This is a genomic window from Antribacter sp. NEAU-D49, from assembly GCF_057158775.1.
This window is the reverse complement of sequence record NZ_JBXTSN010000014.1, coordinates 20882-42834: the sequence shown is the minus strand read 5'-3', so window position 1 is coordinate 42834 and position 21953 is coordinate 20882. Positions and strand designations below refer to the sequence as shown.

The 21953-nt window shown below is 74.4% G+C and carries 22 protein-coding genes; 14 read left to right on the top strand and 8 right to left on the bottom strand.

The features are described from left to right. The first annotated feature begins 38 nt into the window (after positions 1-38). From AC060K_RS12360 to hemQ, 9 genes are all read left to right on the top strand, one after another. On the top strand, positions 39-803 hold the full coding sequence (locus tag AC060K_RS12360) for a helix-turn-helix transcriptional regulator (protein WP_483765716.1): 765 nt from the start codon (positions 39-41) through the stop codon (positions 801-803). 68 nt (positions 804-871) lie between these two features. Beyond that, positions 872-1144: a type II toxin-antitoxin system Phd/YefM family antitoxin gene (locus AC060K_RS12355; protein WP_483765715.1), complete on the top strand. Its 273-nt coding sequence runs from the start codon at positions 872-874 to the stop codon at positions 1142-1144. Further along, positions 1141-1545 (top strand): PIN domain-containing protein, encoded by a 405-nt coding sequence (locus AC060K_RS12350; protein WP_483765714.1) that lies wholly within the window; start codon positions 1141-1143, stop codon positions 1543-1545. Before AC060K_RS12355 ends, AC060K_RS12350 begins: the two co-directional genes overlap by 4 nt. 153 nt (positions 1546-1698) lie before the next feature. Beyond that, positions 1699-2301, top strand: coding sequence for a biotin transporter BioY (locus AC060K_RS12345; protein WP_483765713.1), 603 nt, complete (start codon positions 1699-1701; stop codon positions 2299-2301). Between the two features lie 114 nt (positions 2302-2415). Next, positions 2416-3708: a Glu/Leu/Phe/Val family dehydrogenase gene (locus AC060K_RS12340; protein WP_483765712.1), complete on the top strand. Its 1293-nt coding sequence runs from the start codon at positions 2416-2418 to the stop codon at positions 3706-3708. A gap of 143 nt (positions 3709-3851) precedes the next feature. Next, positions 3852-4733, top strand: a complete 882-nt coding sequence (locus AC060K_RS12335) for a class I SAM-dependent methyltransferase (RefSeq protein WP_483765711.1) — start codon at positions 3852-3854, stop codon at positions 4731-4733. 49 nt (positions 4734-4782) lie between these two features. Beyond that, the gene (locus AC060K_RS12330) at positions 4783-5991 is read left to right on the top strand and encodes an AAA family ATPase (RefSeq protein WP_483765710.1); all 1209 of its coding nucleotides are present in this window, start codon (positions 4783-4785) and stop codon (positions 5989-5991) included. A gap of 91 nt (positions 5992-6082) precedes the next feature. Beyond that, positions 6083-7237 (top strand): ferrochelatase, encoded by a 1155-nt coding sequence (locus AC060K_RS12325; protein WP_483765709.1) that lies wholly within the window; start codon positions 6083-6085, stop codon positions 7235-7237. Then, positions 7234-7995 (top strand): hydrogen peroxide-dependent heme synthase, encoded by a 762-nt coding sequence (gene hemQ / locus AC060K_RS12320; RefSeq protein WP_483765708.1) that lies wholly within the window; start codon positions 7234-7236, stop codon positions 7993-7995. The genes AC060K_RS12325 and hemQ overlap by 4 nt, the downstream gene beginning before the upstream one ends. Positions 7996-8115: 120 nt before the next feature. Here hemQ and AC060K_RS12315 read toward each other — a convergent pair whose 3' ends face one another. Then, positions 8116-9273 carry a glycerate kinase gene (locus AC060K_RS12315; RefSeq protein ID WP_483765707.1) on the bottom strand — a complete coding sequence of 386 codons (1158 nt, stop codon included), beginning with the start codon at positions 9271-9273 and terminating at the stop codon, positions 8116-8118. 151 nt (positions 9274-9424) lie between these two features. Further along, complete coding sequence (gene ald, locus AC060K_RS12310) at positions 9425-10543, bottom strand: alanine dehydrogenase (RefSeq protein ID WP_483765706.1); 1119 nt, start codon at positions 10541-10543, stop codon at positions 9425-9427. Between the two features lie 83 nt (positions 10544-10626). Here ald and AC060K_RS12305 point away from each other — a divergent pair, with 83 nt between their 5' ends. Genes AC060K_RS12305 through AC060K_RS12295 form a run of 3 tightly spaced genes read left to right on the top strand, consistent with a single transcriptional unit; the run spans position 10627 to position 13252 of the window. Continuing rightward, positions 10627-11640 carry a LysR substrate-binding domain-containing protein gene (locus tag AC060K_RS12305; RefSeq protein WP_483765705.1) on the top strand — a complete coding sequence of 338 codons (1014 nt, stop codon included), beginning with the start codon at positions 10627-10629 and terminating at the stop codon, positions 11638-11640. Positions 11641-11684: 44 nt separating this feature from the next. Further along, the gene (locus AC060K_RS12300) at positions 11685-12914 is read left to right on the top strand and encodes an MFS transporter (protein WP_483765704.1); all 1230 of its coding nucleotides are present in this window, start codon (positions 11685-11687) and stop codon (positions 12912-12914) included. After that, positions 12911-13252 carry an ArsR/SmtB family transcription factor gene (locus AC060K_RS12295; RefSeq protein ID WP_483765703.1) on the top strand — a complete coding sequence of 114 codons (342 nt, stop codon included), beginning with the start codon at positions 12911-12913 and terminating at the stop codon, positions 13250-13252. The genes AC060K_RS12300 and AC060K_RS12295 overlap by 4 nt, the downstream gene beginning before the upstream one ends. 18 nt (positions 13253-13270) lie before the next feature. Here AC060K_RS12295 and AC060K_RS12290 read toward each other — a convergent pair whose 3' ends face one another. Continuing rightward, positions 13271-14137, bottom strand: a complete 867-nt coding sequence (locus AC060K_RS12290; protein ID WP_483765702.1) for an alpha/beta fold hydrolase — start codon at positions 14135-14137, stop codon at positions 13271-13273. A gap of 214 nt (positions 14138-14351) precedes the next feature. Here AC060K_RS12290 and AC060K_RS12285 point away from each other — a divergent pair, with 214 nt between their 5' ends. After that, positions 14352-16034 carry a DUF2142 domain-containing protein gene (locus tag AC060K_RS12285; protein WP_483765701.1) on the top strand — a complete coding sequence of 561 codons (1683 nt, stop codon included), beginning with the start codon at positions 14352-14354 and terminating at the stop codon, positions 16032-16034. 1399 nt (positions 16035-17433) lie between these two features. Here the strand turns inward: AC060K_RS12285 and AC060K_RS12280 are convergent. Next, on the bottom strand, positions 17434-17922 hold the full coding sequence (locus tag AC060K_RS12280; RefSeq protein ID WP_483765700.1) for a MarR family winged helix-turn-helix transcriptional regulator: 489 nt from the start codon (positions 17920-17922) through the stop codon (positions 17434-17436). An 81-nt stretch (positions 17923-18003) separates the two neighbouring features. Next, complete coding sequence (locus tag AC060K_RS12275) at positions 18004-18765, bottom strand: isoprenyl transferase (RefSeq protein ID WP_483765699.1); 762 nt, start codon at positions 18763-18765, stop codon at positions 18004-18006. 279 nt (positions 18766-19044) lie between these two features. On the opposite strand from AC060K_RS12275, the gene trhA reads away from it, so the two are divergent. After that, positions 19045-19821, top strand: coding sequence for a PAQR family membrane homeostasis protein TrhA (trhA, locus tag AC060K_RS12270; protein WP_483765698.1), 777 nt, complete (start codon positions 19045-19047; stop codon positions 19819-19821). Positions 19822-19828: 7 nt separating this feature from the next. On the opposite strand, the gene AC060K_RS12265 is transcribed toward trhA, so the two are convergent. From AC060K_RS12265 to mca, 3 genes are read right to left on the bottom strand one after another with little or no spacing between them, the layout of a single operon-like run. Next, positions 19829-20656: a carbon-nitrogen hydrolase family protein gene (locus tag AC060K_RS12265; RefSeq protein WP_483765697.1), complete on the bottom strand. Its 828-nt coding sequence runs from the start codon at positions 20654-20656 to the stop codon at positions 19829-19831. Beyond that, on the bottom strand, positions 20649-21038 hold the full coding sequence (locus tag AC060K_RS12260; protein ID WP_483765696.1) for a hypothetical protein: 390 nt from the start codon (positions 21036-21038) through the stop codon (positions 20649-20651). The genes AC060K_RS12265 and AC060K_RS12260 overlap by 8 nt, the downstream gene beginning before the upstream one ends. After that, complete coding sequence (gene mca, locus AC060K_RS12255) at positions 21035-21928, bottom strand: mycothiol conjugate amidase Mca (RefSeq protein ID WP_483765779.1); 894 nt, start codon at positions 21926-21928, stop codon at positions 21035-21037. Before mca ends, AC060K_RS12260 begins: the two co-directional genes overlap by 4 nt. Positions 21929-21953 lie beyond the last annotated feature (25 nt).

Here is a 21953-nt window from a genome sequence, read left to right as displayed (position 1 = left end):
CGGGTCGCGCGGACTCGTCTTGTACGATCGGGCCCGCCATGACAGCGGATCCCGACAAGAGCGCGTGGCCGGAGGCCGACGCCCTCCTGGCCGCCCTGAGCCCCGCGATGGTGGGGCTGATGGACGAGCTCTCCGACGTCATGTTCTGCGCCAAGGACGCCTGCGGGCGCTACGTGATCGTCAACGAGGTGTTCGTGCGCCGCACGAGCGAGCGGTCGCGGCGGCAGGTGGTCGGGCGCCGGGCACGCGACCTGTTCGTGCCGCAGCTCGCCGAGCGCTACGAGGCGCAGGACGCCGAGGTGCTGCGGACCGGCCGCCCGCTCCGCGGCGAGCTCGAGCTGATCCGCCGCCTGGGCGGCACTCCCGGCTGGTTCCTCACCTCGAAGCTCCCCGTGCACGACGACGCCGGGCGGGCCGTGGGCATCGTCTCCCTCTCGCAGGACCTGCGCTCGGGCGACGCCGACGACGCGACGATGGACGCGACGGGCCGCCTCCGGGCGGCCGTGGAGGCCGCGCTCGACGAGGGCCGGGTACTCTCCCTGGCCGAGCTCGCCGACGCCGCGGGCTGCACCCCGGCCGTGCTCGACCGCCGGGTACGGCGCGTGTTCGGCGTGAGCCCCCGGCAGCTCGTGCTCCGGGTCCGCGTGGACCGCGCGGCGCACCTGCTCACCTCCACGACGACCGCCCTGGCCGACGTCGCCGTGGCGGCCGGGTTCTACGACCAGCCGTCGTTCACGCGCACGTTCGCGCGGCTGACCGGGGAGACGCCGTCGTCGTTCCGCCGGCGGTCGCGGCGAGGCTGAGAGCGGGCGAGGGGTTCCAGGGAACGTCCCGTGCGCCCAAAAGTATCTACATCTGTAGGATGATCGACATGCACACGGTCACGATCGCCGAGCTCCGGCAGAACCCCACTCCCGTGCTCGATGCCGTCGAGCACGGCGAGACGTACGTCGTGACCCGGTACCGCAAGGAGATCGCGCGGCTCGTGCCACCCGCGCGGCGCCGGCCGGTGACCGGTGCGGAGGCGATGGCGGTGTATCGCGATGCGCCGCTGGGCGACGACAGCTGGGGACGTGACCTCGCGGAAGACCGTGCAGCCGTGGAGAAGGAGCTCGACGAACGGCTGGAGACCTACGGGTGGTGAGCGCCCTCCTCGACACGAACATCCTGGTCGCCACCGAGTCGGCAGGCGAGGCGCCCCCGGATCTGCACGGGTTCGACGACCTCCTGGTCAGCGCTCTGTCCTACGCCGAGCTCGCGAGAGGCATGCACCTCACCTCCGACCTCGGGGTCTACAAGGCACGCGCCCGGCGGCTCCTGCGGGTCCAGAGCACCTTCGGCGAAGGCATCCCGTTCGACGACGACTGCCTCGAGATGTACGGGGAGCTGCTCACCCGGGTGCTCCAGCGCGGTGGTGACCCGAAGGCCCGGCATATGGACCGGATGATCGCCGCGACCGCCATGGCGCACGACCTCACGGTCGTGACCCGGAACGGCAAGGACTTCGCGATGTTCGAGGGGCTCGTCGACGTCGTCGAGCGGTGAGCGGCGGCCCCGGATTGTCGTCGTCCCACAACCGCTCGCGGCCCTGGGCGGTCCACGCCGCCCGGGATTGCGTGATCCCCACAACGGGCGCCCCGCAACACAGGTCGCGAGGCACCAGGACGAAGAGTCCACCGCGGGGCTAGCGTCGTCGCCATGACCACGCTCGCTCTCCCGCTCTTCCCCCGCTCCAACCCGCGCCGTGTGCTGGCCGACCTGATCCCGGGCGCCGTCGCGCGCGACGTCGCGCTCGTCCTCGGCGTGGCCGCGCTGACCGCGCTCGCCGCGCAGATCCGCATCCCGGTACCGGGCCTGCCCGTGCCCGTCACGGGACAGACGTTCGCCGTGCTGCTCGGCGCGGCCGCCCTCGGCCCGTGGCGCGGCGCCCTGGCGCAGGTGGTCTACGTGCTGGTGGGCATGATCGGCCTGCCCGTGTTCACGGGTGGCGCGTCAGGCGTGGAGGTCGTGCTCGGCGCGTCCGGCGGCTACCTCGTGGGCTTCGTCGCGGCCGGCGCCGTCGTGGGCGCGCTCGCCCGCCGCGGCATGGACCGCGGCGTGCTCGGGACCGTGCTCGCCTTCGCCACCGGCACCGTCGTGATCTACGCGATCGGCGTCCCGTGGCTCGCCGTGGTGGCCGGCATGGCACCCGGCGAGGCCCTCGCGGCCGGGGCCCTGACGTTCCTCCCGGGCGACGCGATCAAGGCCGTCCTCGCGGGCGTGCTGCTGCCCGCGGCCTGGCGCCTGACCGAGCGCGGCTGACGCGCGGCCGACGGGACGCTGGACAGCGCGAACCCGCGCTATGTTGAGACCGAGGCGCATCATCCCGCGCCGCGCCACCGGCGCCCCACCCGGGCGCTTGCTTCCGGAGGAACCGTGACGACGACGTTCACGAGCCCCATCGAACCCACCACGTCCCGCCCGGCCGAGGGGTCCCCCCTCGCCACCGCGCACTCGCAGCTCGCCGCCGCGGTGGACATCCTGGGCTACGACGAGGGCCTGCACCGCATGCTGGCCACCCCCCGCCGCGAGATCCACGTGGCCGTCCCGCTGCGCCGGGACGACGGCGAGATCAACCTCTTCCACGGCTTCCGCGTGCAGCACAACTTCAGCCGGGGCCCCGGCAAGGGCGGGCTGCGCTACCACCCCGGCGTCGACATCGACGAGGTGCGAGCCCTCGCGATGTGGATGACGTGGAAGTGCGGCGTGGTCGACCTTCCGTACGGCGGCGCCAAGGGCGGCGTCGCCATCGACCCCCGCGGCTTCTCCCGCTCGGAGCTGGAGCGGGTCACCCGCCGCTACACGTCCGAGATCATGCCGATGATCGGCCCGGACACCGACATCATGGCGCCCGACATGGGCACCGACGAGCAGACCATGGCCTGGGTCATGGACACCTACTCGGTCAACCGCGGCTTCACCATCCCGGCCGTCGTGACGGGCAAGCCGCTCGCGGTGGGCGGCTCGCTCGGCCGCGGCACCGCGACCTCCGCGGGCATCGTGCACGTCACCGCCGCGGCCCTGGCCGACGCCGGGGAGCGCCTCGAGGACGTGACCGTCGCCATCCAGGGCTTCGGCAAGGTGGGCTCGCACGCGGCGGCGATCTTCGCCGAGCGCGGCGCCCGGGTCGTCGCGGTCAGCGACCAGTACGGCGGCGTGCGCAACGACGACGGCCTGGACCTGACGCGCCTCCTGGAGCACGTCGCGGCGACGGGGTCCGTGGTCGGGTTCGCCGACTCAACCCCGGTCAGCAACACCGAGCTGCTCGCGCTGCCGGTCGACGTGCTGGTTCCCGCGGCCATCGAGGGCGTGCTCGACGAGCACACCGCCGGCCACGTGCGCGCCCGGTACGTCGTCGAGGGCGCGAACGGGCCCACCACCGCCGCCGGCGACGTGCTGCTCGCCAAGAACGGCGTCACCGTGGTGCCGGACGTGCTCGCGAACGCCGGGGGCGTCGTCGTCTCCTACTTCGAGTGGGTCCAGGCCAACCAGACCTACTGGTGGACCGAGCAGGAGATCGCCGACAAGCTCGAGCACCGCATGGTCTCGGCCTACGCGGACGTGTCGGGCCTGGCCCGGCGCGAGGACGTCTCCCTCCGCGACGCGGCCCTCGTGATCGGGGTCAAGCGCGTCGCCGAGGCGCACCAGATCCGCGGGCTCTACCCGTGAGCTGACCACCCACCTCCAGGCGTACACGGGCCAGCCTGCCTGATGATCGGCAGTCCGTCGGATGGTCGGCAGCCCGGGCTGCCGATCATCCGACGGACTGCCGATCACGGCAGGCGGGTCGGCCCGCCGCCTAGGATCGGGCGGTGACCTCCTCCTCCGCAGCCGACGACGTCGTCGCTCGCCTCCGCGCGGCCGGCTGCGTCTTCGCGGAGGACGAGGCGGCGATCCTCGTCGAGGCCGCCGACGGCGACGCCGCCCGGCTCGAACGGCTCGTCGCCGGGCGGGTCGACGGCCGTCCCCTGGAGCACCTCGTCGGGTGGGTCGAGTTCGCGGGCCGGCGGTGGGCGGTCGACGACGGCGTCTTCGTCCCTCGGCAGCGCACGGAGCTCCTGGTCACCGAGGCTGTGCGCCTGGCCCCGGTCGCGGGAGCCGTCGCGGTCGTGGACCTCTGCTGCGGCTCCGGAGCGGTGGGCGGTGCGGTCGCGGCCAGGCTCGCGGCGGCCGGCCGGGAGGTGGAGCTGCACGCGGCCGACGTGGACCCCGTCGCCGTGGCCGTTGCGCGGCGGAACCTGGCGGGGCTGTCGGCGTGGCAGGGCGCGACGACGCGCGCAGGGCTGCCCTCGGGCCCGGGCGTCGCGTCGGGCGCCGGCCCGGGCCGGGTCTCCGCGACCGCCTCGGCCGGCGACCTCGACGCCCCGCTCCCCCGGGCCCTGCGCGGCCGGGTCGACCTGCTCCTCTGCAACGCGCCCTACGTACCCACGGCCGCGATCGCGTTCCTGCCGCCGGAGGCGCGCGACCACGAGCCCTTGTTCACGCTCGACGGCGGCGCGGACGGCCTGGACGTCCTGCGACGCGTGATCGATGTCGCCCCCGGCTGGCTCCGTCCAGCGGGCCACCTCCTGTTCGAGGTGGGCGAGACGCAGGTGAGCGCCGCCGTCGGCGCGGTGCAGGTGACCGGACTGACCGCCCGGGTGGTCGAGGACGAGGAGGCCGGGGCACTGGGGGTCGTGGCCACGCGGCCGTGAGGTGGTGGCCGCGCCAGGGCGTGTGGGTGACCGCCCGTAGCGTGGCGGCATGACCGAGGACCAGATCCGCACCGTGGCCGTCGAGGGTTACCGCTCCCTCCGCAAGCTTGTGCTGCCCCTGGGCCGGCTCACCGTCGTGACCGGGGCCAACGGCGCAGGCAAGTCGTCGCTGTACCGGTCGCTGCGGCTGCTGTCCGAGGTGGCGCTGGGCGGCGCGATCGGGGCGCTGGCCCGCGAGGGCGGGCTGTCCTCGACGCTGTGGGCGGGTCCCGAGGTGCACGGCCGGGCGGTGCGCGAGGGGCGCGCGCCCGTGCAGGGGACGGTCCGGTCCGGCCCGGTCGCGCTGCGGCTGGGGTTCGCGAGCGACGGTCTGGGGTACGCGATCGACCTGGGCCTGCCACAGGTGCCCGGGGCGTTCCCGCTGGACCCCGAGGTCAAGGTCGAGTCCGTCTGGACGGGTCCGGCGCCCCGCCCCAGCACCCTCGTCGCCGAGCGCCACGGCCCGGCGGTGCGGCTCCGGGGCATCGACGGCGGCTGGAGCACGCCTGTCGCGACCCTCCGGCCCTTCGAGTCGGTCCTGACGGAGGTGGTAGACCCCGTGGGCGCTCCTGAGCTCGTCGACGTGCGCGAACAGCTCCGTTCCTGGCGGTTCTACGACCAGTTCCGCACCGACCCCGGGGCGCCCGCCCGAGCGGTACAGGTGGGTACCCGCACCCCGGTCCTCGCCCACGACGGGTCCGACCTCGCCGCCGCCCTGGAGACCGTCCGTGACCTGGGCCGGGGCGAGGAGCTGGACGAGGCGGTGTCCCGCGCGTTCCCGGGCGCCCGCCTCGCCGTCACCCAGGACGACGGCCGGTTCGAGGTCACGCTCCGCCAGCACGGGCTGCTGCGCCCGCTGCGGGCGGCCGAGCTGTCCGACGGCACGCTGCGCTACCTCCTGTGGGTCGCCGCCCTGCTGAGCCCGCGGCCGCCGCGACTCCTCGTGCTCAACGAGCCGGAGACCTCCCTCCACCCCGAGCTGCTCCCGGCCCTGGCAGCGCTGGTAGCGCGGGCCGCCAGCGTCACGCAGGTGCTCGTGGTGACCCACTCCCAGCCGCTGATGGACGCGCTGGGCGGGCGCGACGTCGTCGGGCCGCGGGGGCTGCTCCCCGAGGGCGGCCTGCTGCGGGTCGAGCTGCTCAAGGAGCTGGGTGCCACTGTGGTGGCCGGCCAGGACGGCCCGTTCGACGTGCCGGCGTGGCACTGGCCGAAGCGCTGAGGCGGTTCTGACAAGTCGTCCCGTCAATGTCACGTCCCGTCCCGGCCTCCTCACGGCGGTGCATCGGTCCGGGAGTGAAAAGATTGGCGCCATGCCCTCGAACTCCCCCCGGTCGACGGCGCCCGACGCGGCCCCGTACGACGCCCTGCTCCTGTACTCGTTCGGCGGCCCCAACAAGCCGGAGGACGTGGTCCCGTTCCTGCGGAACGTCACCGCCGGCAAGGGGATCCCCGACTCGCGGCTCGAAGAGGTCGGCGAGCACTACTACGGCTTCGGCGGCAAGAGCCCCATCAACGAGCAGAACCTCGCGCTCAAGGCCGCGCTCGAGGCCGAGCTCGCCCGCCGGGGGCTCGACCTGCCCGTCGTGTGGGGCAACCGCAACTGGGAGCCGTACACCAGCGACGCGATCGACGAGCTGGAGAAGCTGGGGGCTGAGCGCGCCGTCGCACTCGTCACCAGTGCCTACTCCTCGTACTCGGGCTGCCGGCAGTACCGCGAGGACCTCGCCGTCACGCTCGACAAGCGGGGCCGGCTCGGGCCGGAGGGTTCCACCGGGATCCAGTTCGACAAGATCCGGTCCTACTTCAACCACCCCGGCTTCGTGCAGGCCAACATCGACGCGGTGGCCGAGGCCTTCGACGACCTGGCCGCCGCGGGCGGCTCGCCCGCCGGGGCCCGGCTCGTCTTCGTCACGCACTCCATCCCGGACACGATGGAGGCCGCCTCCGGCGTGGGCCACGCGACCTACTCCGAGCAGCACCTCGACGTGGGCGCGGTCATCGCCGCGGCCGTGTCGGAGCGGCTCGGCCACGACGTGCCCTGGGACCTCGCCTATTGCTCGCGGTCGGGCCCGCCGAGCCAGCCGTGGCTCGAGCCCGACGTGAACGACCACCTCGAGGCCCTCGCCGCCGAGGGCGTGCGCGACGTGGTGCTGTCGCCCATCGGCTTCGTCTCCGACCACATGGAGGTCGCCTACGACCTCGACACCGAGGCGCTCGCCACCGCGCGCGACCTCGGCCTGCACGCCGTGCGCGCCGCGACCGTCGGCACGCGCGAGCCCTTCGTGCGGGGCCTCGTGGACCTGCTCCTGGAGCGGGCAGCGCTCGCCCGCGGCGAGCAGGTCGACGAGGCTACGGTGGGCACCCTGCCCGCCTTCCCGTCCGTCACCCCGCCGGACTGCTGCCTGCGGCGCCACGAGGAGCCCAGCGGCATCCCGGCACTCTGCTCGGAGGACCTGCACCGATGACCGAATCCCCCACGCCCGGCCACGTCCACGGCGACACCGGGCACGAGATCGACACCGCCGCGATCAACGCGTCGATCCGCTACACGATGTTCTCGGTGTTCTCCCTGAGCGAGACGCTCCCGGAGGACCGAGACGAGCGCCACGAGCTGGTGGCCGACGCCGAGGCCGCAGTGGGCGGCACGGGCGATCCCGCCGCCGCCACCGGCGACCTGGTGGTGCGCGGCTGGTACGACGTGGGCGGCCTCCGCTCGGACGCCGACCTCATGCTCTGGACCCACGGCCCGTCCATCGAGTCCGTGCAGGGCGCGTACCAGCGCCTCCGCGCGTCGGCGCTCGGCCGGGCGCTCGACCCCGTGTGGTCCGTGGCCGCCATGCACCGGCCCGCCGAGTTCAACCGCGGCCACGTGCCGGCGTTCCTCGCGGGCGAGCAGCCGCGCGGCTACATCTCGGTGTACCCGTTCGTGCGGTCCTACGACTGGTACCTCCTGCCCGAGGACGAGCGCCGCACCATGCTCCGCGACCACGGCATGGCCGCCGCCGGGTACAAGGACGTGCGGGCCAACACGGTCTCCGCGTTCGCCCTCGGCGACTACGAGTGGATCCTCGCCTTCGAGGCGGACGAGCTGCACCGCATCGTCGACCTCATGCGCGACCTCCGCGCCACCGAGGCCCGCCGCCACGTGCGCGAGGAGGTCCCGTTCTTCACGGGCCCGCGCACCACGCTGGAGGCCTGGGCGGAGCGCCAGCCGCTCGCCTGACGCGTGGCGCCGCTGCGGTCCTGGGTCTGACGTCTCGCCGACAGCCCCGTCCGCGGTCAGGCGATCGTGCAGCGTTCGCGGCCCGTTTCGCTGCACGATCGCCTGATCGTGGAACCGCCGTCAGGTAGTGGGCCGCGACGCCAGGTGCAGGTTCGTCACCGTCGCGGCCAGGTCCGTGAGCCGCGTCGCCGTCCGGGCGATCAGCTCGGCGAGCTCCACCGGCCCCGGCGCGATGGAGAACGCCGCGGTGATTCCCGCCTCGCGCACACGCGCCGCCGGGAGCAGCACCTGGCCCGCCACCACCACGACGGGCGGCCGGCCCGGCGCGGCCGCGGCGATCCGGGCGATGCCGTCGGCCACCTTGCCACGGACCGACTGCGAGTCGAACGACCCCTCGCCGGTGATCACGAGGTCGGCCTGCGCCACCGCGGCGGGCAGCCCGATCGCCTCCGCGACCAGGGTGGCGCCCCGCTCGAGCTCGGCGCCGAACAGGGCCACGAGCGCCGACGGCACCCCGCCCGCCGCACCCGCACCTGCCAGGTCGCGGACCGCCACCCCGGTCTCGGCCTCCAGCAGGCCGGCCCAGCGGTCGAGCGCGGCGTCGAGGAACGCCACCTCGCCGGGGTTGGCCCCCTTCTGCGGGCCGAACACCTGGGCAGCACCGTGCTCGCCCACCAGCGGGTTGGTCACGTCCACCGCGAGGCGCCAGCGCACCTCGCGCGCCCTCGGGTGCAGTGCCGACAGGTCCAGGCTCGTCGCCCGCGAGAGGCCCTCCCCGCCGTCGGGCACCGGCTCGCCCGCCTCGTCCAGGAGGCGGACGCCGAGACCGGCGAGCACCCCCGACCCGCCGTCCGTCGACGCGGAGCCGCCGAGGCAGACCAGCACCTCCTCGACGCCCGCGTCGAGGACCGCCGCGGCGAGCTCGCCGGTGCCCCGGGTGCTCGCGTGCAACGGCTGGAGCGGCGCGTCGCTCACGCGGGGCAGTCCGCTCGCCTCGGCGAGCTCCACCACCCCCACCCGGCCGTCGGGCGACGTGGCCCAGCGGGCGGTGGCAGCACGCCCGACGGCGTCGACCGTCGCGATCTCCTGCGGGTCCGTGCCCCAGACGGTGAGCAGGGCGTCGAGCGTGCCCTCGCCGCCGTCGGCCATGGGCAGGCAGGTCACCTCCGCGTCCGGCGCGACGGACCGCACGCCCTCGGCGACGGCGTGCGCCACCTCGGACGCGGAGAGGCTCCCCTTGAAGGAGTCCGGGGCGACGACGACGTGCAGCGGCTTCACGTCGATGATCGTAGAGGCAGCCACCGACAGAGCGCGGAGCCGTCCGCGCACATTGGTTCGGCAGTTCGTCGTCGGTTCGGCAGTTCGAACTGCACCGACGACGAACTGCCGAAGTGATGTGCGCGGCTGCCGGGCTGACGCGCGCCGAGGGTCAGGCCGTCAGCGCCTCCGCCACGTCCGTCCACGGCGCGCCGAACGCGGCGGCCACCGGCGCGCTCGTGATCCGGCCGGCGTGCGTGCTGAGCCCCTGGGCCAGGGCGGGGTCGGCGGCGAGGGCAGCCCGCCAGCCCTGCTCGGCCAGGGCGACCACGTACGGGAGGGTCGCGTTGGTCAGCGCACGGGTCGACGTCGCCGGCACGGCCCCGGGCATGTTGGCGACGCAGTAGTAGACGGAGTCGTGGACGCGGTACGTGGGCTCGTCGTGCGTGGTGGGGCGCGAGCCCTCGAAGCAGCCGCCCTGGTCGATCGCGATGTCGACGAACACCGAGCCGGGCTTGGCGGAGGCCACCATGGCGTCCGTGACCAGCTTGGGGGCCGCGGCGCCGGGCACCAGGACGGACCCGATGACGAGGTCCGCCGACGACACCTGCTCCGCGATCTCGTAGTGGGTCGAGGCCCGGGTCTGCACGGCGCCGCCGAAGCGCGCCTCCAGCCGGCGGAGCTGGGGCAGGGAGATGTCCACGATGGTCACGTCGGCGCCCATGCCGATCGCGTTCGCCGCCGCGTGCTCTCCCGCGACGCCGCCGCCGATCACCACCACCTTGGCGGGCGGCGTGCCCGGCACGCCGCCGAGGAGCACGCCCGCTCCTCCGGCCGCGCGCATCAGGTGGTAGCCGCCCACCTGGACGGACAGGCGGCCCGCCACCTCGCTCATGGGCGACAGGAGCGGGAGCGAACGGTCGGGGAGCTGGACGGTCTCGTAGGCGATGGCGGTGGTGCCCGCCGCGAGCAGTGCATCGGTGCAGGGCTTCGAGGCGGCGAGGTGGAGGTAGGTGAACAGGACCTGGTCGGGCCGCAGCAGCGCGTACTCGGGCTCCACGGGCTCCTTGACCTTGACGAGGAGGTCGGCCTCGGCCCAGACCTCCTCGGCGGTGGGGACGGTCCTGGCCCCCGCCACGCGGTACGCGTCGTCCGTGAAGCCCGAGCCCGTGCCCGCGCCGGCCTGGACGAGAACGCGATGCCCGCGGGTGGCGAGCTCGTGCACGCCGGCCGGGGTGATGGCGACGCGGTTCTCGTTGTTCTTGATCTCGGTAGGGATGCCGATCTTCATGCTCGGAAAATACGGCGGCGCGATTGTGCGGGTCCATGTCGCGTTTCCGATGTGTTTGTTCGGCACAGCCGTACAGTGGAGGTGTGCTGAACCCCTGGCGGCTCCGCCTGCTCCACCAGCTCCACCTGCTCGGCACGGTCCGGGCCGTGGCGGAGTCCGTGCACCAGAGCCCGTCGAGCGTGTCCCAGCAGCTCACGCTGCTGGAGACGGAGGTGCGTGCCGCGCTCTTCGAGCGGGCCGGGCGGCGGATCCGGCTCACCCCCGTGGGGGTGGTGCTCGCGCAGCGCGCGGCGGAGATCCTCGACCACATGGACTCGGTGGAGGCGGAGATCGCGCACCTCCACGACGAGGCCACCGGCCTCGTGCGGGTCGCGGCCTTCACGAGCGCCTTCCACAGCATCCTGCTGCCTGCCGTGCAGCGGGTCACCGGCGAGTACCCGCGGATCTCGCTGGAGCTGACCGAGGCGGAACCCGTCGTGAGCGTGCCCGCGGTGCAGCGCGGCGAGGTGGACGTGGCGGTCAGCGCGGACTTCCCGGACGCACCGGTGGTCACGGGCCCTGGGCTCGTGCGGATCCACCTCGCGTCGGACCCCGTGGTGCTCGTGGTCCCCGCGTCACGGTCCGACCTGTGCGAGGGTCCTCTCCGGCTCGCCGCCCTGGCGGACGAGGCGTGGGCCTTCGAGCACCCGGGCGCCCACCTCGCCGACCTCGGTGAGCGGTGGTGCCTCCGAGCCGGCTTCCATCCCCGCGTCACCGCGCGTTTCGCCGGGTTCGGTCCCATGCTGCGGCACGTCGAGGCAGGGCTGTCCGTGACGCTGCTGCCGCTCCTCGCCGTCGACGACCGCTACGCCGTCCGGGCGGTTCCCCTGACCGACCCGGTGCTGCGCGACATCCACCTCGTGGCCCGGCGCACGGCCACCTCGCGGGTCGCAGTGCGCGAGACCCTGACGGCCCTGCGCCACGCGGGCCGGACAGCCCTGCCGCCCGCCGGGCCCGACCCGGCCGACCCGCCCGACCCGGCCGACCCGGCCGACCCGCCCGACCCGGCCGACCCGCCCGGCGCGCCCGACCCGCCCGGCATCCGGCCTGCCGGATAGCGCGCGATATTTGCGCACTCACGCACCTATGCAAAGATGCAAGTGTGTTGCGCGCCCTCTCCCACCGCACCTACCGGCAGCTCTTCCTGGCCCAGGTCGTCGCCCTGGCCGGGACGGGCCTGCTGACCGTCGCCCTCGGCCTGCTCGCCTACGACCTGGACCCGGACGACGCGGGCGGCGTGCTCGGGACCGCACTGGCGATCAAGATGGTCGCCTACGTGGTGTTCGCACCGCTCGCGGCCGCCGCTCTCGTGCGGCTCCCCCGGCGGGCGGTCCTGGTCGGGTCGGACGCGGTCCGGTTCGCGGTGGCGCTGAGCCTGCCGTTCGTCAGCGAGGTGTGGCAGGTCTTCGCGCTCGTGTTCGTCCTGCAGGTCGCCTCGGCGGCCTTCCTGCCCACGTTCCACTCCGTCATCCCCGACGTGCTGCCCGACGAGGACGACTACACCGGCGCCCTCTCCCTCTCCCGGCTCGCGACGGACCTCGAGTCCGTCCTGTCGCCCCTGCTCGCGGCGGCGGCGCTGCTGGTCCTGCCGTCGTCGTCCCTGTTCCTCGGCACGGCGGCCGGCTTCGCCGGCTCGGCCCTCCTGGTCCTGTCCGTCGCGCTCCCCCGTCGCACCAGGGACGTCATGGCCGACGACGACACGCCCGAGCTGCCGTTCGACCGACGGGCCCGGCACGGCATCCTCCTGTTCTTCCGGCTGCCCGCCCTCCGGCCGCTCCTGGTGCTCAACCTCGCAGTCGCCGCGGGGGGAGCCTTCGTGCTGGTGCAGACGGTGACGATCGTGCGGGGCACCTTCGGTGCCGGCGAGGGTGCCGTCGCCCTGCTGCTCGCCGCCAACGGTGCGGGCTCGATGGCCGGGGCGGTGGTGCTGCCCGCCGTGCTGCGCCGGCTCCCCGAGAAGCGGGTCATGCTCGGCGGCGGCGTGGTGCTCGCCGTGGCGACGGCGCTCGTCCCGCTCGCCCTCGCGGGTGGCCGGGGCACCGGGCCGCTCGTCGCGACCGGCGTCCTCTGGGTGCTGGCCGGCGTCGGCTGGGCCGCGGCCGAGACGCCCGTCGGCCGCATCCTCCGGCGGGAGGTCCCACCACAGGACCTCGCCGACGCCTTCGCCGCCGACTTCTCCCTCTCGCACGCGTGCTGGCTCGTCACGTACCCGCTGGCCGGCTGGCTCGGCGCCACGAGCCTGGGCGGCACAGCCCTGGTCCTGGCCGGGACGGCCGGTGCCGCCACGCTGGCCGCGGTCGCCCTCTGGCCACGGGCGAGGGTGCGATCATGAGCGGCGTGGCAACCCTGCGGCACACCCCCACCGAACCGGAGCTCGACCACGCCGTCGAGGTGCTGCGCCTGCTCGCCGACCGCACCCGGCTGGCCGTCCTCGCGATGCTCGACGGGACGGAGATGTCGGTGAGCGACATCGCGGAGGCCCTCGACCGGCCCACGCCCGCGGTGTCTCAGCACCTCGCCAAGCTGCGCGCGGGGCACCTGGTGACCACACGGAAGCACGGCCGGACCGTCTACTACGGGCAGCCCGACGAGCACGTGGCCGCGCTCGTGACGAACGTGCTCCAGCACACCGAGCACGCCCTCTACGAGACGCCGCCGCACCACCGCTGAGCGGGACCGGCGGGCCGCTCAGGCCGCGGGCCGGGTCTTGAGGACCTGGTCCACCAGCGCGACCACCCGGGCCGGCTGCTCGTCCAGCAGGAGGTGACCGGCCTCGGGCACCTCCTCGACGTCCGCGCCCAGGTGCTTGCCCGCCGGCCCGCGGAGGCGGCGCGCGGGCAGGAAGACGTCGTGCGCGCCCGTCACGACGGCACGCGGGACGTCCGCCCGCGCCGCGAGGAGCCGGCCGGGCAGCGGCGACGGCGCGAGCGACGTGCGGCAGTGCGTCGCGAGCAGCTCGAACCACTCCACGAGCGGCGGGGGCACCTCCGCACCCGGCGCGACCAGGTGCCGCAGGAGCGTGACGCTCGGCTCCGTGCCCTGACGGACCTGCCAGCCGACCGTGGCGGCCAGGATCGCGGGCGTGACGCGGAGCGGTGCCAGCCCGGCGGGCGAGACGAGGACGCGGGCCCGCACGAGGGGTGACCCGCAGGCCAGCGCGATGGCGGCACCCAGCGAGTGCCCCACCACCGTGGCCCCGTCCGGCGCAACCTCCTGCAGCGCCTCGGCAAGCCAGCCGCCGTAGACGGGGAGCCGGTCGCCGCCGGGCGGCTGCTCGTCGCTCAGGCCCGGCTGCCCGGGCACGTCCAGCAGGACCACCCGGTGCGCGCGGGCCAGCACCGCGGCGAACCGCTCGAGGAGCACGCCGCTGATGTTGGTACCGGGCACCACCACGACGGTGGGCCCGCCCGAGCCGGTGAAGACGGCGTGCGTCCGCCCGGCGGTGGTGGTCAGCATCGCGGAGCCGAAGCTTGTCGACCACGCGCTCAGGGTGTTCCTGCAGTGGTCCCGGACGGCCATGGCGCCGGCCGGGTCTCGGTAGACCGATCGTGGCATGCGCCGACGCTACAGACCTCCCTCCGCCGCCGCAGCCCCAGGACCGGGTGCAACCCGACATTCCCCCACCGGCGGGTGGACCGCGCCGGACGTCCCTCGCCGGGCGGCACGCCGTGCGGGCATATTTCTCCCGGCGTGGGCGAGGGGGTGATTCTCGGGCACACTGGACCTGGCAACGGCGCCGTGACGATGAACCCGTCGACGGAAGCAGACGATGAGCCCCGTACCGGTCCGCCCGCACACCCAGACCGAGCGGCACTACCGCGCCGCGCTGACCCTCGTCTGCGTCCTCGTGGCGCTGACCGCGACCACCTGGGCGGTGCTCACGCCCGGGTTCCGCGCTCCTGACGAGACGCAGCACCTGAACAGCATCGTGCGCCTCGCGCACGGGGGCGGCTGGCCGGAGCCCGGCGAGGCCTACCTCGGCCCGGCGGTCACGCAGGCGCAGGAGCAGTCCGCCCGGTGGGCCGACCTGCCAGGCCGCTACGCGCTCCGTGAGGAGAAGCCGCAGTTCGTCGACGTCGCCCCCGTCCCCGACGCCGAGCGCGTGCACGTCACTGCCGAGAACGCGCTCCCGGAGCCGCACGACGGCGGCCTCCGGCCGGTCGTCGACCAGATGACGCAGCACCCACCCCTCTACTACGCGCTCGGCGCCGCCTTCCTCCGGGCGACCGGACTGGCGGAGGCGCGGTGGGACGTGATGCTGCTGGCGGTGCGGCTGCTGGATGTGGCGCTCCTTGTGCCCCTCGCGCCGCTGGCCGCCGCCTCGGTCCGGCGCCTCACGGGATCCCGGCCGGCGGCCCTGCTCGCAGCCGCGTTCCCGCTCTTCATCCCGCAGTCGGGACACATCCTCGCCAGCGTCACGAACGACTCGCTCGTGACCCTCACGGGAGCCGTCCTCACCTACCTCTGCGTGCGGGTGCTCACGGGTGACCGGTCGTGGCGCACGGCCGCGCTCGTGGGGCTCGTCGTCGGGCTGGGCCTCCTGACCAAGATCATGCCGGGGTTCGCGCTGCCCACAGTGGTGCTCGCGTTCCTCCTTGCGACCGGTGCGCCCGACCTCGGCCGTGCCCCCTCGTGGGCTGCCCGCTCGCTGCGGGCGGGCCTCGCCCTCGTCGTGGCCTTCGCGGTGGGCGGCTGGTGGTGGGCGCGGAACATCCTCGTCCACGGCACGGTCCAGCCGGTAGGCATGCCGCCCACCTACCCCAGCCAGCCGGCCGGCGGGCTCGGTGACTACCTGCCCACGGCGTGGCGGATGCTGACCCGCTCCTTCTGGGGCAGCTTCGGCTGGCTCGAGCTGCGGGCGAACCCCACCGTCGTGCTCGTCGCCACCTGGCTCCTGATCCTCGTCTGCCTCGCCGCGGTCGTGGCGCGCGGCCACCGTCGCGAGGTCGGCACCCTCCTGGCCCTGCCCGGGCTGCTCGCCCTGTTCGTCCTCGTCAACGGCTGGGCGTTCTACCAGGAGCACGGGTGGATCACCGCCCTGCAGGGCCGCTACGTGTTCGCGGGACTCACGGCCCTGGCTGTCGCGTTCGCCGTCGGCCTGCGCGCCCTGCTCTCCCGGTGGCCCCTGGCGCTCGGCAGGGCGGTGCCCGTGGTCGTGACCGCAGGTCTGGTCATCGCGGCGGCGAGCCTGGCCGTGGCCTTCGCGGGCATGTACCGCGGCCCCGGCGAGCCGCTCGGGACGGCGGCGGCGCGATGGCTCGCGTGGAGCCCGCTCACCGGGCCTCAGGCAGGGCTGGTGCTGGCCCTGGCGGCGTCGGCCGGGGTCGCGGCGGTCCTCGCGTCGACGACGTTCGCTCGGACGGCCGTCGCTCTCACCATCGCCACGGACACCACGCCGGCCCCGAGCGCCAGCACCGTCGCGACGACTGCCGGCACCGGGGCCGAGGTGTAACGGCCCGGGTCCATCGGCTCGAGGAGCCGCAGCACCACCCAGACCACCCCGTCCACCGCCACGACGGCCGACCACACCGGGACGAGGACCCGCGGCGCCAGCGCGAGCCCCGCGGCGATCCCGAGCGCGAGCGGGAGGGCGACCGGGAGCAGGTACCGCGGGTAGAGACCCCCGCCGTTGGTCGAGTACAGGAGCTGCACCAGGACGGTCACCCCGAAGGCGACGGCGGGCAGCGCGACGAGCAGCGGGTTCGCGGCGCCCGCGGCGGCCTGGCCGGCCCCCGCGGCGGCCTGGCCGGCCCCCGCGGGGTGCCGGGCCGCGGCACGACGGCGCCGCACCACCGCCACCAGCGCGGCGATCACCGGCGCGTACACCAGCACCAGCACCGTGACCACCATCGTGACGGCGGCGTACCCGCGCGGCAGGGGTCCACCCCACCAGAACAGGTCAGGCAGCCGGCCCCAGGTCACGGGGTCGGCGAGGACCTGGGCCAGCGAACGGGGCACCCGGCCCTGGTTCTCGAGCGACCAGTCGAAGTGGCTCCCGGTGAGGTTCCCGGTCAGACGGTAGTTGCGGAGGTAGAACCAGCCGCTCGCCGCGAGCACGGCCACGGGCGCCGCCACGAGCAGGGCGACGGCGGGCCGCCAGGAGACCGAGGCGCCGTCGGCCCCAGGCCGCCAGGCGCGCAGCAGCTGAGCCAGCAGCGCGAACCCGCAGCAGACCACCGCCACGATGGTGGCCGAGGTGCGGGTGAGCGAGCACGCGGCGGCGACGAGCGAGATCGCGGCCACCAGGCGCGCGTCGAGGCCCCGCCGCACCGCGCTGCCGCACAGACCGAAGAGCACGGTGACGAGCAGCGTCGCGAGCAGGTCGTTGTATGCGGAGCCGCCGAGCCGGGCCGCCTGGGCCATCAGAGCCACGACCAGCGCCGTGAGGAGGGGGACCCTGCTGCCTGGCCGCGTCAGCCTGCGGGCCGACCACCAGGCCGCGCCCACCAGCGCCCCGTGCAGCAGCGCGTTGACGGCGCGGGCCGCGTAGACGGCGGCGACGGGGTGGCCCGCGTCGGCCAGCGGGCCCACCAGGGGCGCGACCAGGAGGTAGAAGAGCGGCGGGTGCTGTGCCGTCCACTGCACGGGCGCGAGCCACGCGCCCGGCGGTCGTAGCCGGAGCCCGTCCTCGAACACGGGCAGCCCGCCGTGCCACACCTGGTAGGCGTAGTCGACGTGGGGAGCCTCGTCACCCGTCGCGTACGGAGGGTCGGCGAAGCCTGCGGCCAGCGAGGCCAGGACGGCGGTCACGGCGAGGCAGAGCACGATCCACGGCTCGGCGGGGCCGGACCGGACCGGGAAGCGGAACACGGCGCCAGCCTACGACGACGAGCCCGGCGCGACGTCCACGGTCAGGCGTCGGGGATGTCTGCCTGGGCCGCGCGGAGCCGGTCGAGCAGGTCGCGGATCGTCGCCATCTCCGCGCTGTCCAGCGCACCGCCGAGGTAGTGGGCGATGGACCGGACGTGCCGCCGGCCGAGCTCCTTCTGGACGCGGACCCCCTCGGGCGTCAGGCTCACCAGGGTGCCCCGGCCGTCCTCCGGGTCCGGGGCGCGAGCCACGAGCCCGCGGCCCTCGAGGCGCTCGACCATCCGGGACAGGGAGGACTGGGCCATGAGGATGCCCTCGTTGAGGTCGCGCAGGCGCATGCCTGTGTCGCCCGGGCCGGCGCCCGCCGCTGCGAGCGTGAAGAGCACGTCGTACTCCCGCATGCTCAGGTCGCCCCAGATGTCGTCGGCCCGGAGCCGCCGCATCAGGGCCACCTGGGTGCGGAAGAGCGACTCCCAGGTCTCGGCCGCCTCCCGTGCCGACGGTGCCGGACTGCTGTCAGGTGCCTTCATCTCGCCTCCCTCGGATCCACGGCAGGCTACCCGCGTGCCCGTCCGCTCACGCGTCAGGCGCGGCGGCTCGAGCGGGGAACGTCACTTGCCGAGGCGGCGCTCTCGCTGCGAGTAGTCGCGGAGCGCACGCAGGAAGTCGACGCGCCGGAACGCGGGCCAGTAGGCCTCGCAGAAGTAGAACTCGGTGTGCTGGCTCTGCCACATGAGGAACCCGCCCAGCCGCTGCTCGCCCGACGTGCGGATGACCAGCTCCGGGTCAGGCTGCCCGCGCGTGTACAGGTGCTCGGCGATGTGCTCCACGTCGATGCGCTCGGCGAGCTCGGCGAGGGTGGCCCCGCTGTCGGCCTGCGACGCCAGGTAGGACCGCACCGCGTCGGCGATCTCGTGGCGCCCCCCGTAGCCGATGGCCACGTTGACCTGCAGACCCTCGACCCCCTCGGTCTTGTCCGCGGCGGCCCGCAGGGCGTCGGAGAGCCGCGCCGGCAGCAGGTCCAGACGTCCGATCACCCGGAGGCGCCAGCGCCCCGAGTCCGCAAGGTCGCGGACGGCGTCCTCGATGATGTCGAGGAGGTTGGAGAGCTCCTCGGCCGAGCGGGAGAGGTTGTCGGTGGACAGCATCCACAGGGTGACGACCTCGATCCCGAGCGGCTCGGCCCAGCCCAGGAACTCTGTGATCTTGTCCGCGCCCCGCCGGTGCCCCGTCGCGGCCGTCTCGCCGAACGACCGCGCCCAGCGACGGTTCCCGTCGAGCATGACCCCCACGTGCCGCGGCAGCGCCGCTCCGGTCAGGCTCGCCGCCAGGCGTCGCTCGTAGAGGCTGTAGAGCGGGCTGGGCAGGCGCAACGGGTACCTCTGGAGGAAGGAGGGCGGACAGGGATCGCCGAACCGGCGGGACACACGCTACCGCGCCCGGTGCGTCACACCCATACGTCCACCACGCCTGCCCCACGGACCTGCGCCCGCTCCCCGGGCACTTCGCACGGTGCAGCCGCAGGATCTTCACACGGCGGGTTTTCCGGGCGTGCCGCCATAACCTACGCTTGAGTAAGTTACGCGACCGTAGGTTGCGGGGCGCGACGCCTCGCCTACCGTCTGCAGTCGCGCCGGACGTAAGGAGGAACTGTGGCAGCAGCCGCTGACCAGAACGGTCGCCAGGGCGACACGCCGCGGGACGGGAAGGTCTCCGAGGCCTTCGACGAGGTGCGCCACACCGTCGGCGAGGTGGTCCAGACCATCTCCGCCAACGTCGCGGAGGCCGTCGAGCAGCTCAAGCCGCGCCTGCGCGGCTGGATCCACGCGGGCACCTTCCCGCTGGCCCTGGCCGCGAGCATCGTGCTGGTCGTGCTCGCGCCCCCGGTCGCAGGCAAGGTCTCGGTGGCCGTGTTCGGCCTCAGCGCGTGCCTCCTCTTCGGCACCAGCGCCGTGTACCACCGCGGCACGTGGTCGCCCCGGATGGCCGGGGTGCTCCGCCGTGCCGACCACTCCAACATCTTCCTCATCATCGCCGGCACGTACACGCCCCTCGCGGTCCTGATGCTCCCCGAGGCGACGGCCACCGTCCTCCTGTGGATCGTCTGGAGCGGCGCCCTCCTGGGGCTCCTCGCCCGCGTGGTCTGGCTGAACGCCCCCCGCTGGGTCTACGTGCCGATCTACCTCGCCCTGGGCTGGGTGGCGGTGGGCTACATGGGCCAGTTCTGGGCGACGGGCGGCCCTGCGGTGGTGTGGCTCGTGATGGGCGGCGGCCTGGCGTACACGGTGGGCGCGATCATCTACGCCACGAAGAAGCCCAACCCCAGCCCCCGGTGGTTCGGGTTCCACGAGATCTTCCACGTGCTCACCGTGGTGGGCTTCGCGTGCCACACGGTGGCGATCTTCATCGCGGCGGTCGCGGCCCGCTGACGCCCTGCTACCGCGGCACCACCGTGTAACGGCGGTTGGCGAGCGAGGGGTTGGCCGCGCGGGCGGCGGCCACCCCGGCGGGGTCGAGGTCCACGGTGCGCACGTCGGCGGCCTCCCCCAGCTCCAGGCCGACGACGCCGTCCGGTCCCACCAGCAGCGACCGTCCCGTCACCCCCTTGCCCGCCATGCCGACGCCGATCGCGATCGCGGTGTTCTCGATCGCGCGGGCCTGGAGCAGGGTGCGCCAGTGGTCAGCCTTGAGGGGACCTGCGACCCACGCGGCGGGGTAGAGCAGCACGTCCGCCCCGGCGTCGACGACCCGCCGCGCCGACTCCGGGAAGCGCAGGTCGTAGCAGGTGAGCACCCCGAACGTGAGACCGCCGAGGCGCAGCGTCAGCGGGGGCGCGCCGGCCGGGCCGGGCTCCAGCCGGTCGGACTCCCGCGTGCCGAACGCGTCGTACAGGTGGACCTTGCGGTACACGCCCGCGAGGTCTCCCGCGGCGTCCACAGCGACCATGGCGTTGACCGCCAGCTCGCCCGTGCCGGGCAGCGTGGTGCCCGCGACCACCGCGACGCCGTGCCGGCTCGCCAGGCTCCGGAGCGCGCTGACGAACGGGCCGTCGAGCGGCTCCGCATGCTCCCGGCCCACCCCGTGCCGGTCGTAGCCCGACGCGTACTCCGGCAGCACCAGCAGGTCCGCCGACAGCCTCGCGGCCTCGCGGAAGGCGTCCGCGACGGCCTCGCGGTTGGCCGCGTGGTCCTCGGACACCTCGAGCTGGCCCACCGTCACGCGCACGGGCGCACCCGGCGCGGCGGCGCCGGGCTCCTCAGTCACCCGAGCCGCTCCCGCTGTCGCTGCCCGACGACGATCCCCCGCCGTCGCCCGGCCCGCGACCACCCGGCTGACCTCCCGACGAGGGCGGCGACCCGGCGTCGTCGGACGCGCCACCTGCCGCGCCACCCGCCGGGCCGCCCTCGCGGCGGAAGCCGATGCCCTTGTTCTCCTCGACGGGCAGACCCTGCTCCTGCGCGTTGCGGCGGGCCGCCCGGAGGTGCTTCGTGAACGACATGAAGAGCAGCACGCACGCGGCCGCCACCGCGAAGGTGACGAGGAACCCCACGAGACCGGGAGAGACGTCGGTCTCCTCGAGCCCTGGCCGCATACCGCCCGACGGCGACGGGGACGGCACGGACGCGGCGAGCAGCCAGGACCTCATGCCGACACCTCGTCGTTCACCCGGACACCGGCGAACAGGTCGTCCTCCAGCTCCCCCTCCCCGAGGGGCGGCAGCGGGACCCGGGACTCGGCCAGCTCGAACTCCTCCCAGGGCCACACGTCGACCTCGAGGTCGCGCGGGACCGCGAAGAAGAAGCCCTCCGGGTCGATCTGCGTGGCGTGCGCCGTCAGGGCCGCGTCACGCTGCGGGAAGTACTGCGCGACGGGGACCCGCGTGGTCACCTGGCGCTCGGGGATCTCGCGCGCCGTGCGCGACTCGACCCACTCGCCGAACGGCGACTCCAGGCCGGCGCCCTCCATGGCCTCGTGGACCGCCCGGATGCGCGCCATCGAGAAGCCGTGGTCGTAGTAGAGCTTGAGCGGCTCCCACGCCTCACCGGTGCCGGGGTAGCGCTCGGGGTCGCCCGCCGCGCGGAACGCCTCCATCGAGACCTCGTGGCACTTGATGTGGTCGGGGTGCGGGTAGCCGCCCGACGGGTCGTACGTGGTCATCACGTGCGGGCGGAACTCGCGCACGAGCTCGACGAGCGGTCGCGCCGCCTCCTCGAGGGGGACCAGGGCGAAGCAGCCCTCGGGCAGCGGGGGCAGCGGGTCGCCCTCCGGCAGGCCGGAGTCGACGAATCCCAGCCACGTCTGCCGCACGCCGAGCGCCGCCGCGGCGGCGGCCATCTCCTCACGGCGGAGCGCCGCCATGCCCTCGGGCGTGTCCAGGCCGGAGTGGGCCGAGGCGTCGAAGCTCGGGTTCAGGATGTCCCCGCGTTCCCCGCCCGTGCAGGTCACGACCAGGACCTCGACCCCCTCTGCGACGTACCGGGCCATGGTCGCGGCCCCCTTGCTGGACTCGTCGTCAGGGTGCGCGTGCACGGCCATCAGACGCAGCGGCTCGCGCTGTGCT